This is a genomic window from Paenibacillus anaericanus, assembly GCF_003994475.1.
In the GTDB taxonomy this organism is placed as follows: Bacteria; Bacillota; Bacilli; order Paenibacillales; family Paenibacillaceae; genus Fontibacillus; species Fontibacillus anaericanus.
On record NZ_RZNY01000053.1, the window covers coordinates 1 to 17,741 of the forward strand.

13 protein-coding genes and 1 rRNA gene are annotated in these 17,741 nt (G+C 43.6%); 2 read left to right on the forward strand and 12 right to left on the reverse strand.

Annotated elements, in window-relative coordinates:
• Positions 1 to 89 precede the first annotated feature (89 nt).
• From EJP82_RS26785 to EJP82_RS26795, 3 genes are read right to left on the reverse strand one after another with little or no spacing between them, the layout of a single operon-like run.
• A complete protein-coding gene (locus EJP82_RS26785) occupies positions 90 to 1,106 on the reverse strand; it encodes a glycoside hydrolase family 130 protein (protein WP_127195138.1) in 1,017 nt (338 codons plus the stop codon).
• 57 nt (positions 1,107 to 1,163) lie between these two features.
• Positions 1,164 to 2,078, reverse strand: a complete 915-nt coding sequence (locus EJP82_RS26790; protein WP_127195139.1) for a carbohydrate ABC transporter permease — start codon at positions 2,076 to 2,078, stop codon at positions 1,164 to 1,166.
• 24 nt (positions 2,079 to 2,102) lie between these two features.
• Positions 2,103 to 3,056 carry an ABC transporter permease gene (locus tag EJP82_RS26795; RefSeq protein ID WP_127195140.1) on the reverse strand — a complete coding sequence of 318 codons (954 nt, stop codon included), beginning with the start codon at positions 3,054 to 3,056 and terminating at the stop codon, positions 2,103 to 2,105.
• A gap of 342 nt (positions 3,057 to 3,398) precedes the next feature.
• Here EJP82_RS26795 and EJP82_RS26800 point away from each other — a divergent pair, with 342 nt between their 5' ends.
• Positions 3,399 to 6,152, forward strand: coding sequence for an alpha-mannosidase (locus tag EJP82_RS26800; protein ID WP_127195141.1), 2,754 nt, complete (start codon positions 3,399 to 3,401; stop codon positions 6,150 to 6,152).
• 27 nt (positions 6,153 to 6,179) lie between these two features.
• Entirely contained in the window at positions 6,180 to 7,466 is a 1,287-nt protein-coding gene (locus EJP82_RS26805; protein ID WP_127195142.1) for a glycoside hydrolase family 125 protein, read from the forward strand.
• Positions 7,467 to 7,688: 222 nt separating this feature from the next.
• On the opposite strand, the gene EJP82_RS26810 is transcribed toward EJP82_RS26805, so the two are convergent.
• The 9 genes from EJP82_RS26810 to rrf all read right to left on the reverse strand — a co-directional run.
• On the reverse strand, positions 7,689 to 9,251 hold the full coding sequence (locus tag EJP82_RS26810) for an extracellular solute-binding protein (protein WP_127195150.1): 1,563 nt from the start codon (positions 9,249 to 9,251) through the stop codon (positions 7,689 to 7,691).
• 485 nt (positions 9,252 to 9,736) lie between these two features.
• The gene (serS, locus tag EJP82_RS26815; RefSeq protein WP_127195143.1) at positions 9,737 to 11,020 is read right to left on the reverse strand and encodes a serine--tRNA ligase; all 1,284 of its coding nucleotides are present in this window, start codon (positions 11,018 to 11,020) and stop codon (positions 9,737 to 9,739) included.
• Between the two features lie 147 nt (positions 11,021 to 11,167).
• Positions 11,168 to 11,752, reverse strand: coding sequence for a pyridoxal 5'-phosphate synthase glutaminase subunit PdxT (gene pdxT / locus EJP82_RS26820; RefSeq protein ID WP_127195144.1), 585 nt, complete (start codon positions 11,750 to 11,752; stop codon positions 11,168 to 11,170).
• Positions 11,753 to 11,771: 19 nt separating this feature from the next.
• Positions 11,772 to 12,653: a pyridoxal 5'-phosphate synthase lyase subunit PdxS gene (gene pdxS, locus EJP82_RS26825; RefSeq protein WP_127195145.1), complete on the reverse strand. Its 882-nt coding sequence runs from the start codon at positions 12,651 to 12,653 to the stop codon at positions 11,772 to 11,774.
• Between the two features lie 109 nt (positions 12,654 to 12,762).
• Positions 12,763 to 14,160 (reverse strand): D-alanyl-D-alanine carboxypeptidase family protein, encoded by a 1,398-nt coding sequence (locus EJP82_RS26830; protein WP_246054449.1) that lies wholly within the window; start codon positions 14,158 to 14,160, stop codon positions 12,763 to 12,765.
• Between the two features lie 132 nt (positions 14,161 to 14,292).
• On the reverse strand, positions 14,293 to 15,750 hold the full coding sequence (gene guaB, locus EJP82_RS26835) for an IMP dehydrogenase (RefSeq protein WP_127195147.1): 1,458 nt from the start codon (positions 15,748 to 15,750) through the stop codon (positions 14,293 to 14,295).
• Positions 15,751 to 16,058: 308 nt separating this feature from the next.
• Positions 16,059 to 16,646: an ATP-dependent Clp endopeptidase proteolytic subunit ClpP gene (gene clpP, locus EJP82_RS26840; RefSeq protein WP_127195148.1), complete on the reverse strand. Its 588-nt coding sequence runs from the start codon at positions 16,644 to 16,646 to the stop codon at positions 16,059 to 16,061.
• A gap of 19 nt (positions 16,647 to 16,665) precedes the next feature.
• A complete protein-coding gene (locus tag EJP82_RS26845) occupies positions 16,666 to 17,460 on the reverse strand; it encodes an RNA polymerase sigma factor (RefSeq protein ID WP_127195149.1) in 795 nt (264 codons plus the stop codon).
• A 173-nt stretch (positions 17,461 to 17,633) separates the two neighbouring features.
• Positions 17,634 to 17,741, reverse strand: a 5S ribosomal RNA gene (gene rrf, locus EJP82_RS26850); the annotation flags it as partial.

Consider the following 17,741-nt stretch of genomic DNA (forward strand, 5'->3'; position numbering starts at 1 on the left):
CATGGTTGAATTCTCTTGAAGGTGTTTTAATTTGTCTCACGCTAAGGGGTCAGTCCCCCGCCCTCCGAGCGGGACTCAAGCTTTTTTTATTATTGCGGTTCGTTTAGTATATAATCCACTAACTCATCTAGAGGTACAGTAGCTAGTGCAATAGCCGTATCTGTTACTCCGTAGTAAATATACAACAGTCCATCTTTAACTACATTTCCTGTTGGGAATACGACATTCGGAATTTGGAAACCGAATTTCTCGTAGTACGTTTCCGGCTCCATAATGAAATTTTTCGTTCTTGCAATAATTTTCTCCGGGTTTTCCAGATCCAGTAGCATAGCTCCTACTCGGTAGACAATATCTTCATCTACTCCATGGTACAACACCAACCAACCCTTATCCGTTCTTACCGGTGGCGTTGAGCCGCCGATCTTTCTTGACTCCCAGGACAGGCCTTCTGCCTTAGCGAGTAACTTCGGCTCCTCCCAGTTGATTAGGTCCTCTGAATAAGTGATCCACATAGCAGCCTTTTCTGTGCCATATGCCTCACCTACATATTCTTCTGGCCGACGCAGCAACACAAATTTACCATTGATCTTCTCTGGAAATAAAATATTATCGCGATCATTGATGTCCAGTGGAGTAGTATCCGCTACAAACTCCCAATCGATCAGGTTCTTAGACTTAAGGATAGATGAGCGAGTTAGCCAATGTCCTTCCTCTTCCCCCCAACCGTCTGGATAAGTAGGGATTGAACGCTCTGGTACTCCTGCTCCCGTTGGATAATAACTCATCGCACACGGACGCAAGGCATAGTTCAAATAAAAGGTGTCATCTATTTTAACTACCCGCGGGTCCTGTACGCTCCCATAAGGAAAGCCTAGCATGTCCGGGGTTACGATAGGTTCATCCTTAACGTGGGTGAAGTTTACGCCATCCTCGCTTTCTAACAAGCCTAGGAAGTTCTTACATGGGGTGAGCGAGCCTGCGGTTCTTTCGATCATATAGAACTTATCGTTGTCTATAATGACAGCAGGATTAAATACCGTTACTTTACGCCACTCATAGCCTCCAGGGACTACAATCGGGTTATTGGGATGCCTTGTAATTTTCATGATTTGCCTCCTGAAATTTTTTCATGGGTAATATAAGAAAACTGTAATCTCAAATGGTTAGCCCTTCACGGATCCAATCATAACTCCCTGCACAAAGTAACGCTGCAAGAATGGGTACACGGCAATGATCGGTAGTGCCGAAACGATAATGACTGCGTATTTCACTAGCGATGCAATCTCGGCTTTATTATTCATAGCTATAGCCATATCCCCGCTGACTGCTGAACCTGTTGTCTCTGCGGTCATCTCTTGAAGTACTAGGATCTGTCTAAGCACCATTTGTAATGGATATTTAGCTTCATCATTCAAATAGATAAGGGCCGGGAAATAACTGTTCCAGTGACTCACCCCATAGAATAAAGCCATAACAGCTATGATAGGTGAGGATAGTGGCAACACAATGCGGATAAACAGCTTGATATTCGTACAGCCGTCGATGTAGGCAGCCTCTTGAAGTTCTTTTGGAATAGTCGATTGAAAGAATGTTCTAGCAACGATGATGTTATATACAGATGCAGCTACAGGTAGGATAAGGGCTCCCATTGAATTAATTAGCCCCAAATTTTTGACCATCAAATAACTAGGAATAAGACCCCCGTTAAAGAACATGGTCACCAGAAACATACCCATAAAAAATTTGCGTCCGACAAAATCTGATCTGCTCAGGGCATAGGCCGCTGGTAATGTAATAGCCAAATTCAGCATAGTTCCTAGAAACGTATAAATAATCGTATTGCCGTATCCAGTCCAAATCTTAGGGTTCTCAAACACTAACTTATATCCGTTCAAATTAAACCCTTTGGGGAACAACCACATTTCGCCCGAGCTCACATAACTAGGCTCACTTATGGATGCGCTAATAATATAAATCACTGGATAAAGAACAACCACAAAGGCTAGTAGCAAATAAATATAGTTGAATATAAGAAATAGCTTGTCCGTTCTGGATTCTTTCATTGCCTTAACAGCCATATCTCAGTCCTCCTTCCTTTCTTGTTACCATAAGCTTGTATCACTTGTGCGCTTGGCAATTCTGTTAACGGTAATGAGCATAAGTGCATTTACAATCGAGTTAAACAATCCAACGGCTGTGGAGAAACTGTATTGCGCACTCACTAGACCTGAACGGTATACAAACGTAGAAATGACATCCGCTGAGTCCATGTTGAGTGGATTTTGCAATAGTAAGACTTTCTCATATCCGACTCCTAGAATGTTACCCACATTCAAAATCAATAGAATGGTGATTGTAGGAATAATCATCGGTAAATTGATATGCAATACACGTTTGAATCTGCTCGCTCCATCTACAATAGCCGCTTCATGAAGCTGAGGATCTACACCAGATAGTGCTGCGAGGTAAATAATCGTTCCCCAACCCGTGCTTTGCCACACACCGGATAATACATATACGGTCTTGAACCAGCGTGGATCAGTTAGAAAAGCAGGAGCATCAAAGCCCACAAACTCAACCATTTTAACAATCATCCCTGTGGATGGTGATAAAAAGGTAATGATCATTCCTGACATAACGACTACAGAAATAAAATGCGGAGCATACGTAATCGTTTGTACAGATTTTTTGAAAAATCCGTTTCTCACTTCATTAAAAGCTAGTGCCAGTAGAATCGGAAGCGGAAACCCTATAGCAAGCTCATAAAAGCTGAGACTCAGCGTATTCCACAATAGATCCCAGAAATAATATGAATTAAAAAAACGTTCGAAATGTTCAAACCCTACCCATTCACTTCCCATGATCCCTTTAGTCGGAATAAAATTTTTAAAGGCAATTTGAATTCCGTACATCGGACCGTAATGAAAAATAAGGAAGTACAAAAATGCAGGGGCAATAAACAGGTATAACTCCCAATTTTGCAGTATTCTACCGCTTAGTGAACTGCTTCGTAGAGATCTTCTTTTGATCGCAGGTACTTTCCCGTTTCCCTTCATTTTCTTCTACCCACTCCTTTCCCTTTATGTCTCATATTCTTAGTTGACTATGCCTCTTACCAATGATCTGGCTGCATAGCTGCTAACGCTTACAATCAAAATTGTAGAGAGTTTTACCTGTTATCGTAAATATGTAGAATCTGCATTGTCAGTCCAAATGAGATCAACCCCTTGCTGTGAAAGGGCTCTCATAAATATTTGATATTCACTTGGCTTCATTTCCCCTATGTTTTATGTGTTGTTTTTATCCCCCTCTTCAGACGAGCAAATCATACATATTGTGATTTCGATAGAGATATGTGAACCTTCATACGAATGTCTTTGAATATAGGAGGTTTTTATATGACCCGTAAAACAGCTCACCTGATCTCCCATACGCATTGGGATCGGGAATGGTACATGCCTTACGAGCATCATCACTACCTACTGATGGAACTGATGAATGATCTACTTACGACCCTAGAAGAAGATGAACGCTATCGTTATTTCCACCTTGATGGCCAAACGATTATTATTGAAGACTTTTTACAAGTGCATCCGGAAAAAAGAGAACAGCTTGAAAAATACATCACCGAAGGACGCATTATCATTGGCCCATGGTATGTATTGCAGGACGAGTTCCTCACAAGCTCAGAAGCGAATGTCCGTAATCTACTGATTGGACACCAGGATGCAGCTAAATATGGGGTAATCTCGAAGCTAGGATACTTCCCGGATTCCTTCGGCAATATGGGCCAGGCGCCTCAATTGCTACAACAAGCCGACATTGACACAGCAGTGTTCGGACGTGGAGTAAAACCTACTGGATTCGACAATGTGGTCATCGACCATATCAACTCCAGCTATGAATCTCCTTATTCCGAAATGTTCTGGTCTTCCCCCGACGGATCCAAAGTGATCGGTTTGCTATTCGCCAATTGGTACAGCAACGGTAATGAGGTCCCTGTAGATCAAGCAGAAGCTAAAATTTATTGGGATAAACGTTTGGCTGATTCCGGAAAGTACGCTTCAACTCCCGAATTGTTGTTTATGAACGGCTGTGATCATCAACCTGTTCAAATGGATTTGGGAGACGCTATCGATACAGCTAAGGAACTGTTCCCTGATGTTGATTTTGTTCATTCTAGCTTCGAGAACTATATCGATGCCTTGAAGGAGCAGCTTCCCGCCGATCTAGTGACCGTTGAAGGCGAGCTGCGCAGCCAGCATACCGATGGCTGGGGCACATTAGTCAATACCGCTTCGGCACGTGTCTACCTGAAGCAGCTCAACCAGGTTGGTCAGACTCTGCTAGAAAAGGGAGCTGAGCCACTTGCCGCTCTAGCTCATCTTGTCAGCGGAAAGTCTTATCCTCATCAATTGCTAACTTATGCTTGGAAAACATTGATGCAGAATCACCCTCACGACAGCATTTGCGGCTGTAGTGTAGATGAAGTTCACCGCGAAATGGTCAGTCGCTTCGATAAGAGCAGACATATAACCGAAGCCATTATAGACGAGAGCTTGAAGGCAGTTGCCGGAGAAATCGGAACCGCGAATGTGGAGGCATGGGGAGATTCGAGTCTTCCTGTTACGATCTATAACATGACGGGATGGGATCGTAGTGGAACCGTGAGCGTTGAGCTCATTACTCATAAGGCTTACTTCAAGGAAGGGCCTAATCCAACGGCGATTGCCGAACGGTTAGGGGCGCTACCACTCCATTTGGAGGACGGTCATCTACTGGATGAGAATGGTCAGATTATCGCCGCTAAGGCGGAGGATTTAGGTGTTCAATTCGGTTATGAACTGCCTAAGGATCAATTCCGTAAACCTTATATGGCCCGCAAAATTCGTTTGACCTTTAATGCAGGGCAGGTTCCGGCACTTGGCTTCAGAACCTTTGCCTGGGAGCCATCAGCATCCAAGCTTGGGCAGGCTACTCGTAGCCCGCTTGTTGCCTTTGAAAATGGTATGTCTAATGAGTTTATTGCTGTACAAATCCATGAGGATGGCTCTTATGATGTGACGGACAAACGTAGCCAACGAACTTTTGCAGGTCTCGGTATATACGAAGACTGCGGAGATATTGGTAATGAATATGTATTCAGACAACCGGAAGGCGATATTGCGCTGACTACCAAGGGTATTCCTGCTCAAATTACGCTTGTAGAAAATGAGCCTTACCGAATTTCCTACGAGATCATACATGAATGGGAAATACCAGCTTCAGCAGATGCCTTATTTGAAGAGGAAAAACGCAAGATGGTGCCATTCCGCAAACGCCAGGCCGCTCGTTCGGCAGACACGCTGCCACTGAAAATTGTCACCACAATCAGCTTAGAGCAGTCTGGAAAAGGAGTTCAGGTGTCTGCCTCATTCAATAATCAGGCACAAGACCACCGACTTCGTGCTCTATTCCCTACGGGACTGGAAGCAACAACACATCTTGCCGATTCCATATTTGAGGCAGCAGAACGCGACATTACTCCAGCATCCGAATGGATCAATCCGAGTAATGCCCAGCACCAACATGCCTTTGTTAGTGTGTCCGACGGCCAGTTTGGCCTGACGATTGCAAATAAAGGTCTTAACGAATATGAAGTGCTACGTGATGGGTTTAATACGATAGCCGTTACCCTCCTGCGCAGCGTATCAGAGCTGGGAGACTGGGGTGTATTCCCTACACCGGAAGCACAATGTCTAGGTGAACACACCGTAGAGTTTGCCATTTATCCGCATGTTGGAACTGTTGTTGAATCTATGACCTTTGCTGAGGCTTATCAGTATCAGTCACCGTGGTTCCATATCCAGACGGAACGGAATCAAGGATCATTACCATCGACGTATCAACTTTTAAAATGGCAGGGTAACTCGCTCGCCTTGTCGGCCTTCAAACTGTCCTTAGATCATGAAGATGTGATGATCCGTTGGTACAATCTGGCCCATCATTCTGAAGAACTTACCATGAATCCGTCCTTCCCAGTAGATAGCATCTATTTGAGCGACATATTAGAGCGCAGACACAATAGCGAGGAACTGGTTGATGGCGAACTTCAAGCCACTGCAGGCAAAGCCCAAATCATAACTTATGCACTAACACCTCAGAAAAAATAAATTAAAAAATTAGGAGGAACATTTATCATGACTTTAACCTTACCAGCTTCCATTACACAGTTTCTAAATGAATCTGATGAGCGCCTCGCTCATAATCCTAAGCTACAAAAGCTGTTCAGAAACTGCTTCCCTAACACGCTTGAGACGACAACCAAACTGCTTGAAGATGGCACTACCTTTGTATTCACCGGCGATATCCCAGCCATGTGGCTGCGAGATTCAGTGGAACAAGTTCGTCATTACATTCCTTATGCCAAAGAAGATAAGGATTTACAACGCATTCTCAGCGGTCTAATTGCCCGTCAGATGTTCTACATCAACATTGACCCTTATACTAACGCCTTTAATGAAACGGCGAATGACAAGCATTACAGAGCCACTGACGATTGTAATTTGAACCCTTGGATGTGGGAACGTAAATATGAGTTAGATTCCCTTTGCTTCCCGGTTCAACTTCTCTATTCGTACTGGAAAGAAACAGGACAAACGGATGTCTTTACAGATGCCTGTTACCAAGCACTAACATCGATTGTAAATGTGATCATTACTGAACAACATCATGAAGAGAAATCTCCTTACCACTTTATCCGTCAAACCGTACAGGAGACTGAAACCTTGCAAAACAATGGACGTGGTCTACCTGTGAACTACACAGGTATGTCATGGTCTGCCTTCCGTCCAAGTGACGATGCCAATCTATTCGGATATAACATTCCTGGCAATATGTTCGCTGTAGTTATTCTTGGACATATCAGAGACATCGCCAAGGAAATCTATAACGATACTCGGCTCGCTGAACGTGCGGAGAAGGTTCGTAAGGAAATCGACTTTGGTATCCGTGCTTATGGTATTGTTGAACATCCGAAATACGGCAAAATATATGCCTACGAAACAGACGGATATGGAAACTACTGCCTCATGGACGATGCAGGTACGCCAGGATTACTTACCATCCCTTATATTGGCTACGCAGGAGTAGATGATCCGATCTACCAAAATACACGCCGGTTTGCTCTCAGCTTTGATAATCCATTCTACTTTGAAGGCAAGTTTGCCAAAGGTATCGGTAGCCCGCATACTCCAGGCGGTTATGTATGGCATATGGCGCTGTCGATGCAGGCCCTCACTTCTAACAATGATGAAGAGATCAAAGAATTGATTCAGACCCTGATCGATACGGATGCGGATACCGGTTATATGCACGAAGGCTTCCACCCAGATGATCCTTCCGACTTCTCACGGGAATGGTTCGCTTGGTCCAACAGTCTCTTTGCTACACTGATCAGCAAGGCTATGGATAAGGGCCTCGTATAGAACAGAATTAGTATAATTGATCGCAACAAACTAAAAACAGCCAGTCTCCCGTAGGGGAGATTGGCTGTTTAGTTTTGTACTCGATTTACCACTATTAAAGTGGGACAGGCCCTTTCATAGTGCGTCTATCCAGAGCACCTAACTAAGTTTTTACTCACACGAAGAGGGTACCCCAGCAGCCATTTTCACGGCATTTGGGATACCCAATCTTAAGTTATTATCTTAGCTTGTTTTCCAACGATCATATGCTGTTTGATATACCTCAGCTAATCGTTCACTGCCCATTTTCTTAAGTGTATCTACATATTTGTTCCAACCGTCCAGTGATTCCTGGCCCGTAATAAATTTAGCTTCCATTTGCGATACATAAGTACTCAAATCAGAGCGTAATGTCGTTACTTCAGTAGATTCTTCTGCCGTCAAGAACAATGCTGGGAATGGCACTTTAGATCCACGATCTGTCAACTTCGTTTTTGATTCTTGAACTAGCCATTCCTCAAACTCATTTTTGGAAAGTTCATCAGGAACTACCATTGGTGTTCCAACTCCATAGTTAGGTGTCAGCTTAGAACGATAGTCTTCACGGTCTTCTCCATTTGGAACTGGTAAGTATTCAATTTTGGTCTTGCTCTCATCTGTATACTTCCACAGGGTTCCTTCAGGTCCTTTGTTAAACAACATTGATCCTTCTGTAGAGTACATATAGTCTACCCAACGAATGGATGCCTCAGGTGCTGGATTGCTGTTTGAGATCGCAAACGTACCCGTAGCAAAGCCTTTATTTCTAGCGATTGCAGGAGCATCTACCATATCGCTCTTCACAGGACTAAACATCACATCTTCCGTGCTAGGCTCACCACCAAGGGCCATGTAAGCATTCCAGTCAGAGAACAACAGGACTTGGTTATTTTTAATCTTTGCTTTTTTCTGATCATCTGTTTGTGAGAAAGACTCATGATCTAGAAGATTTTCATTCCAGAGTCTATTCATGTAAGTCAGATAAGCCTTGTATGGCTCTTCCATTGGCGTATAATGCACTTTATCCTGGTCATCAACATAGATTTCTTCTTCATTGGCACCAAAACCACCAAGGATCCATGTGCGAATATCTCTTAATTTGTTCGTACCACTAGAAGAGGATAGAGGGATTTCATCCTGAACACCGTTACCATTAGGATCCTCGTCTCTAACACGTTTTAAGAGCGTGTACAATTCTTCAGTTGTTGTAGGAATTTCTTTCACATCAAGCGCTTTCAATAATTTGCTGTTATACCACATCGGATTTCTGTACCACGGTTGGAACATCTCAATGCGCGGAAGAGAATAAATATGTCCGTCTGGCGCTGTAATGGATTTGCGAATATCAGGATAATCGTCTAGAACCTTCTTGATATTTGGCGCATAATCATTGATCAAATCTTCAAGAGGAATCAGGATTCCTTGTCCCCCATAGTTCAATTCCTCAGCTTGCGTCAATTTAGCCCCGAAGAAAATATCAGGATAATCGCCACTTGCAAACACTAGATTTTTCTTCGTATCGAAGCTATCCCGAGGTGCATTAAGGTATTCAATACTGATCCCCGTTAATTTCTCCATCTCCTGCATAACAGGCATGTCCTTCCAGTTTTGAATCCCCATATCAGGAGCCATTATTGATAAAGATAAAGGCTCATTAACAATAGGATATCCCTCTTTGTTTATAGCAGCTGTATTCGTACTCTTGTCTGTTCCCCCGTTACCTTTGCTATCAACTGAACCACAACCACTGAGCAACGTTAGCGCCATTACTGAAACTAATAATAACGATATGCCCTTCTTCTGATTTGTACGCACCGCATTTCCTCCTCTTGATGTTTTCTATTTTATGTTGTCTAGATAATAAACGAAGAAAGATACAGCTTCGAATATTACCTCACATGATCGCGCTTGCAAAATATCTCGTAAATTGCTAACGCTTACAATGTAAATTGTAGACAATAGGGAGTCATAGCGTAAATATGTCGATTTTGCATTGTCACACTTATATCAACAATCCCTTACCCGATAAGGAGTAGGGGTTTTATGGTCACTTAAAAACGCGGGCAATGTGTCATTTTTGAAATACCAATAGACTGCAAAAAATACACATTTACAGTTATTCAACATGCTCTATCCCTGCATTTCTTAACTTATTTACCTCAGTCTGAGATTGTAAAAAAAGAGGCCAACCCCTGGCTTACGGTTGGCCTCTTACTGACAACGAAATAATCACTACACATCCACAGTCAGTTTTATTTACGTTTGGTAATGACCTGTACATTCCCCATGTAAGGACGAAGCACTTCCGGCACTTCAACACTGCCGTCTTCCAGTTGGTAATTTTCTAGGATCGCAGCTACCGTACGACCTACAGCAAGCCCGGATCCGTTCAATGTATGCACAAATTCCGGTTTCGACTTCGGATCTGGACGGAAACGGATATTGGCGCGGCGCGCTTGAAAATCTTCTACATTCGAGCAAGAAGAGATTTCACGGTAAGCGCCAGTTTCCGGCAACCATACTTCAAGGTCATATGTCTTCGCAGCCGTAAAGCCCAGATCACCCGTGCAAAGAGCCAGAACCCGATATGGTAGATTCAGCAGTTGTAACACCCGTTCTGCATCCCCAGTCATCTTTTCCAATTCCTCATATGAGGTCTCAGGATGTACAATTTTGATCATTTCAACCTTATTGAACTGATGCTGACGAATTAAGCCCCGTGTATCCCGTCCTGCAGCACCCGCCTCTGAGCGGAAACATGAGCTATATGCAACGTAATGATGCGGCAATTCTTCGCTGGTGAGAATTTCATCACGGTGGTAGTTAGTTACTGGAACCTCAGCAGTTGGGATGAGATAGTAACCATCCTCGGTCAGCTTGAAGAGATCCTCTTCGAACTTCGGTAGTTGTCCAGTTCCATAAAGACTGTCACGGTTCACGATATAAGGTGGTAACATCTCCTCATAACCATGTTCATTACTGTGCAAGTCCATCATGAAATTGATCAACGCCCGTTCCAAACGTGCACCTAGACCTTTATAAAAGGTGAAGCGTGATCCTGTTACTTTGGCCCCCGCTTCAAAATCCAAAATCCCCAAGTCCACCGCAATGTCCCAGTGAGCTTTCGGTGTAAATTCAAAAGAGCGCGGCTCACTCCAACGACGAATTTCTACATTCTCCTCTTCCGAAGCACCAATAGGTACGCTGGAATTAGGAATGTTAGGAATTGCCATCGTCAGTTCTTCAATCTGAGCCTCAAGAGAACGAACTTCATCGTCCAATTCTTTAATCCGATCTCCAACTTCACGCATCTCTGCAATGAGTTCGTCAGCATCTTCCTTGTTCTTCTTGCGCTTGGCTACTTCTGCAGACACCGTATTACGGCGGCTCTTCAGCGACTCGCTCTCCTGCAGTAGCTCCCGACGTTTCTCATCCAGAGGTGAAAAACCCGAGATAAGAGTTAATGATTTCCCCCGGTTCTTAAGCGCCTCTTCGACGCGTTCGTATTCATTTCGCAAAATTTTAACATCTAACATGGGTAGTCCCTCCTAGAATCATCCCTAAGCAGTCTTATTTATCATCATAGAAGAATGTGCCTGCTGTCGGGAACCGCCGGAAAACTTTGGTGTCCTCCAAAGAAACAACCTCAACCCTGGAATAGAGTCAAGGTAACAAAAGCAGCATTAGCTTACAGTCACATGCCTTCTCTGAATCATTTCCGTAAAATATTTATGTAGCGAGTAATCGTCTGTCAGCTCCGGATGAAACGATGACACGAGCAAATGTCCTTGCCGAGCTGCAACAATCTCATCCTTATACGTAGACAATACATCAACGCTATCAGCAACTGAAGTAATGAGCGGCGCACGTATAAACACAGCACGTAACGGCTCTTTAAGCCCCTTCACTTCCAGATTCGTCTCAAAACTCTCCCGTTGACGCCCGAAAGCGTTACGGGAGACCGTAATATCCATCAAACCAAGGTGAGCTTCTTCCTCTCCTTCGATTCCTTTTGCTAAGACAATCAATCCAGCACAAGTACCAAAGATCGGCTTGCCTTGATGTGAAAATTCCCGAATGGCTTCGATGAAATTATACTTTCTCATCAGCTTACCAATCGTCGTGCTCTCCCCACCAGGAATAATCAATCCATCAAGTTCCTCAAGCTGATCAGGGTGCTTTACAGGCACCCCTTCTGCTCCAGCTCTTTGTAAGCTCGCAATATGCTCTGCAACAGCGCCTTGCAGCGCCAATACTCCCACCTTCATGACAATCCTTCTTTCTGTATTACCAGCCGCGATCGGACATCCGCTCAGACGGCGACAATTTCGAGATTTCAATGCCTTTCATGGGAGCGCCCAAATTCTTGGATACTTCAGCAATCAACTTATAATCGGTATAGTGCGTAGTTGCTTCTACAATTGCACGAGCAAACTTCTCAGGATTTTCCGATTTGAAAATACCTGAACCGACAAACACACCATCCGCGCCCAAATGCATCATCAGGGCAGCATCAGCTGGTGTAGCTACACCACCTGCAGCGAAGTTAACTACCTGCAACTTACCAGTCTCATGTACTTCAAGCAGTAACTCGTAAGCTACGCCCAGGTTCTTCGCTTCAGCATACAGCTCATCCTTAGATAAACCTTGTACCTTACGGATTTGGCTCTTAATGAGACGCATATGACGAACCGCTTCTACGATATTACCTGTTCCGGGTTCCCCTTTAGTACGAATCATCGATGCGCCTTCACTTATACGGCGCAAAGCTTCACCAAGATCCTTAGCTCCACAAACAAATGGAACTGTGAAATCGCGCTTATCGATATGGAATACTTCATCTGCGGGTGTAAGGACTTCGCTCTCATCTAAATAGTCTACCCCAAGTGACTCCAGGACTTTCGCTTCAACAAAATGTCCTATACGAGCCTTGGCCATAACGGGAATAGTGACTACCTTCATGACTTCCTCAATAATAGTTGGATCAGCCATACGCGCTACGCCACCAGCTGCCCGAATATCGGAAGGAACACGTTCCAAAGCCATAACAGCAGTTGCCCCAGCTGCTTCAGCAATTTTAGCTTGCTCAGCATTCATGACGTCCATAATGACGCCACCTTTTTGCATTTCGGCCATACCTCTTTTTACCCGCGATGTTCCAGTTTCCATATCCACGCCCCCTTGGTATTGTACACTGTCTTTCTATACAATAATCTAACTTGTAATTTTACAATAGTGTCCCTAAATATACAACTCATTTAGTCGGAATTTATATATCTTAGAACAGATTCTTAATTCCGTTAAACAAATCTCCGAAGAAATCGCCAATTGCACGCATTAACAGTTTGAACCAGTTGGCCTTCTCTGCATCCTGAGCGGTAATTAGGTTAACCGTCTTCTCAAGTGCTTGATCCGTACCATCTGCTTGGTAGGAATACGTAACTGTCCCCACCTTTGTACCCTGTTTCAGTGGAGCCGTGAAAGTCTCTTCAGATAGAGTTACCTTAGCTTCCAAACTGCTTGTATCTGCACCCTTAGGAATGACGAAGTCAACCCCTTGATCAGTAACAAGTGGAATTTGAGTATCTTTAGCTTTCTTCACTGTAATAAATTCGCTACCCTCAACAGTTGTTTTAGGAGCTACTATCTGTTTCGTTTCAAAGTTATTAAAACCATAATCAAGTACTTTGCGCGTCTCTACGAAACGAGCCTTTTCATCTGCAGTACCCATAACAACACTAATTAAACGTACCCCATTACGTACTGCTGTCCCCGTGAAACAGCTTCCTGCATTCGCGGTATGTCCCGTCTTCAAACCATCCATACCTTCATAAGCAAACTGTTTGAAGTTAGTAACACTCTTGTTCGCTTCGAGCATGTAGTTCAGGTTAATCATCGGTTGCTTGTCCCGTTCACGGAATTTCTTGGATTGAATCGTAGTGAACCGGTTAAAATCAGGGTGATCCGTTACGATGTACTTCGCTAGAAGCGCAGCATCCATCGCAGACATGACCGTTTCTTCCGTACTGTCCGGTTGGAATTCCTTAGGCATATCATTAATATCTAGCCCTGTAGAGTTAGCAAAGTGAGCTGTAGTCATTCCCATCCGCTTTGCCTCTTCATTCATCATATCTACAAATGCTAGCTCCGAGCCAGCAATATGCTCTGCCAACGCAACCGTAGCGTCATTTGCTGATGCCATTGCCATAGCAGTATACAATTCTTCTATCGTATGTTGATCTCCCTCTGCTAGGAAAATTCGCGAACCTACGGTTTGGGCAGCATTCTTTCGAACCGTCACGATATCATCCCATGCAAATTGTCCTTTTTTGACGAGATCCGCCACAATATACTCGGTCATCATCTTCGTCATACTTGCTGGAGGAAGTGCTAGATCTCCGTTAACATTAAGTAAAACTTGTCCAGATACCGGTTCTATCAAAATAGCAGACTTAACCTTCAAACCTAGCGAATCTACGCTTGGGATTTTGGAAGCTGCGGTTTTCGCTGCAGCCGGTTTTGTCGTGGTGGCTTCCGTCTGCGTCCCCTCTCCCTCTGCCAATACTATTGCCGGAACCAGAGAGAAGCACAACATGTTCAGTAACAAAACAGACGCTACAGTTTTAGTAATAAATTTCCGTTTTGTAGTTGTAGATTTAAATCCTTTAAGTTTCAATGCTTTTAAAGCTCCTCTCATTTTCACATTCTTTTGCTTATTCTATTCTATCACACGGTATTCCGCAAAAAAAGACAGGCAGGGCGAAAATCGCCCTGCCTGAGATGAAACATGATAATAAGGTACAAAAGACTACAATGAATAGTTAGGTGCTTCCTTCGTAATTTGCACATCATGTGGATGACTCTCACGCAAACCAGCGCCTGTAATACGAATAAATTGCGTATCATTACGCAATACTTCCAAGGATTTGGTTCCGCAATATCCCATACCGGAACGCAAACCGCCGAGCAGTTGGTGAATGGTGTCGGAAAGTGGTCCTTTATAAGCAACTCGACCCTCGATACCTTCTGGTACAAGCTTCTTATCATCCTCTTGGAAATAACGATCTTTGCTGCCCATCTTCATTGCGCCTAGTGAGCCCATACCTCTGTATACCTTGTAGCGACGTCCCTGATAAATCTCCGATTCACCTGGACTTTCTTCCGTACCGGCAAACAAGCTACCCAGCATGACCGCATGTGCACCTGCAGCAATCGCCTTCGTAATTTCTCCTGAATATTTAATACCACCATCTGCAATAATCGGAATACCATACTCGCGAGCTACTGTAGCACAATCATAAACGGCAGTAACTTGTGGTACACCAATACCAGCGATAACGCGGGTTGTACAGATAGAGCCTGGACCAATTCCGACTTTGACAACAGAAGCTCCGGCTTCGATGAGCGCTCTTGTCGCTTCTCCTGTAGCTACATTACCTGCGATAATGGTTAGTTCAGGATGACGTTTGCGTAGCTCAGCCACTGCTTCAAGGATGTTAATATGGTGTCCGTGTGCAGAGTCTACAGCAATAGCATCAACACCTGCTTTAACCAATGCATCCGTACGCTCAAAAGTATCTTTTGAGATCCCTACAGCAGCACCCACAAGCAATCTACCTTGATGATCCTTAGCAGCATGTGGAAACTGAATCGCTTTTTCGATATCTTTAATGGTAATAAGACCTTTTAGGATATTATTCTCATCAACTAATGGAAGCTTCTCAATTTTATGCTTTTGAAGAATACCCTCTGCTTCTTGTAAAGTTGTTCCTACAGCAGCGGTTACCAAGTTTTCATGCGTCATAACTTCGCTGATCTTGATACTGTAATCATGTACAAAACGTAGATCCCGGTTCGTAAGGATACCCACAAGTTTATTCGTCTCATCAACAATAGGCACACCAGAAATTCTGTACTTGCCCATAACTACTTCAGCATCCGAAACAAGATGGTCCTTCGACAGTGAGAATGGGTTCGTAATGACACCACTCTCGGAGCGTTTCACCCGGTCAACTTCTTCTGCCTGTTGTTCAATCGACATATTCTTATGAATAATGCCCATTCCGCCTTCTCTTGCAATCGCTATAGCCAACGCTGCTTCAGTCACCGTATCCATACCAGCACTAATGAGGGGAATGTTCAATTTTACCTTATCACTTAGTCTTGTAGATACATCAACCTCTTTCGGTAGAACTTCCGATTTTCGAGGTACCAACAATACATCATCAAACGTTAAGCCTTCCTTATCAAACTTACTTTGCCACACTTTGAAATCTCCCCCTTATATTCTATTCTTAGCCGGCCGATTATCTATATAAATCAAGGCCTGAAAGACGCTTACGAAAATATATTATTGCCATCTTAGCAAAGGGCATATAGGCTGTCAAGAATAAGCGGATTAAATGTAAGGAGTCTCCCACCCGCTTGCGAATGTCCCCAGTACGCGTACACTTCTTGAATTTGAGTATTTCTTTATGGACATATTTTTGCCCCAAATCACTCGAAATCATTCTCTTTATATAAAAGAAAGACCACTGCTTTAGACAGTGATCTCCCTAACTCTAATTATATTTATTACCCGACCTTACGAATTACCTTATCAATAACGCCGTATTCAAGCGCTTCCTCAGCAGACATAAAGTAATCCCGATCCATATCTTTTGCGATCCGTTCAATGGATTGGCCCGTTTGTTCCGCAGCAATAGTATTTAACCTCTCCCGGATACGAACGATGCGTCTTGCACTTATCTCGATGTCGCTAGCCTGACCTTGAACTCCCCCATGTGGTTGGTGAATCATGATCTCACTATTCGGCAAAGCAAAGCGCTTGCCCTTTGTTCCTGATAACAATAGAATAGCTGCGAAGGAAGCCGCCATACCTGAACAAATGGTCTGCACATCGGGCTTGATGTATTTCATGGTGTCATATATGGCAAAGCCAGCCGAAGTTGAACCCCCTGGACTGTTAATATAGAAGTGAATATCTTTCTCTGGATCCTCTGCAGCTAATAAAAGCATTTGCGCAGTAATACTATTAGCAACCTGATCGTCGATTGCAGAGCCCAAAAAGATAATTCGATCCTTTAGCAATCTGGAGTAAATATCATATGAACGCTCCCCATGCCCGGTTTGCTCAATCACGTACGGAATAATTGTACTCATCTAAAAACCCTCCTTAAGATTAAGCCGCCATGGCATATAGAGTTGGACTAGAACTTGAAACTAAATTCTTATGTTCCTCAAAATTTGATGTTCTTTGGACTTGAACCCGATCGGCCTTTCGACGATTTAATGCCACTGGAACCATATCAAGTTGACTATTATCGTTCATAAGCATAATTAGCGCCGTAGCATTCTGTTCTCTAAAAGCCTCGAGATAAGCATATACCACTTTTTCATCGACCTTGTTCTCAACTTTTTGAGCTTTCTTTGTGACTGTAGGATCAAAATCCCTACTTCCGTTATGTGTGTTTGTTCTTAACTTCATTCGGGCGCGATGAAGTACCGCTTTTACAGCTCCTTCGGTTGAATCTAACAATTGTGCTGTTTCAGCGGCTGTGTACTGAAATACATCCATCAATAACAACGTTATTCGCTGATTAACCGGCAAATGATTCACCATCGTCTCCATAGCCGTCCAAATCATCATTGTATCTGACCGTTCAAAGGATGGTGTATCATGGACCGATAGCAAATCTGCATTAATCTTCTTCTTACGATAACGATCAATCCATACATGATTCGCGATTCGATATAGATAGGATTTGTTAATGTTTAGTTCAGCTCCTTTGCCAAGAGCCACCTTCCATACCTTTAACCAGGTCTCTTGTGCAAGATCATCAGCTTCCCCCGTAGTCCCTACAAGAGATTGACAATACTGTCTTAACCCTGCCTGATGCAACTGGACCCATTGGGGAAAATCACCTAGTTCCCCGTCCTGACTTATCATTTGGTCACGGTCTAAATCCCCTCTCACTCCAGCGCACCTCCATTTATTTATTAATTCATTTATATAAACGAGAAAAAAGCTAATTTAGATACGGTAAGCATATTATATTTTATCTAACAACGATATTTAATGATACCAAGTTCATTGTGAAACACAAAAAAAGCCATTACCGATTAAATCGGTAATGGCTTCTTCATTTTGCTTGGCGGCGTCCTACTCTCCCAGGACCCTGCGGTCCAAGTACCATCGGCGCTGGAGGGCTTAACGGTCGTGTTCGGGATGGGTACGTGTGGAACCCCTCCGCCATC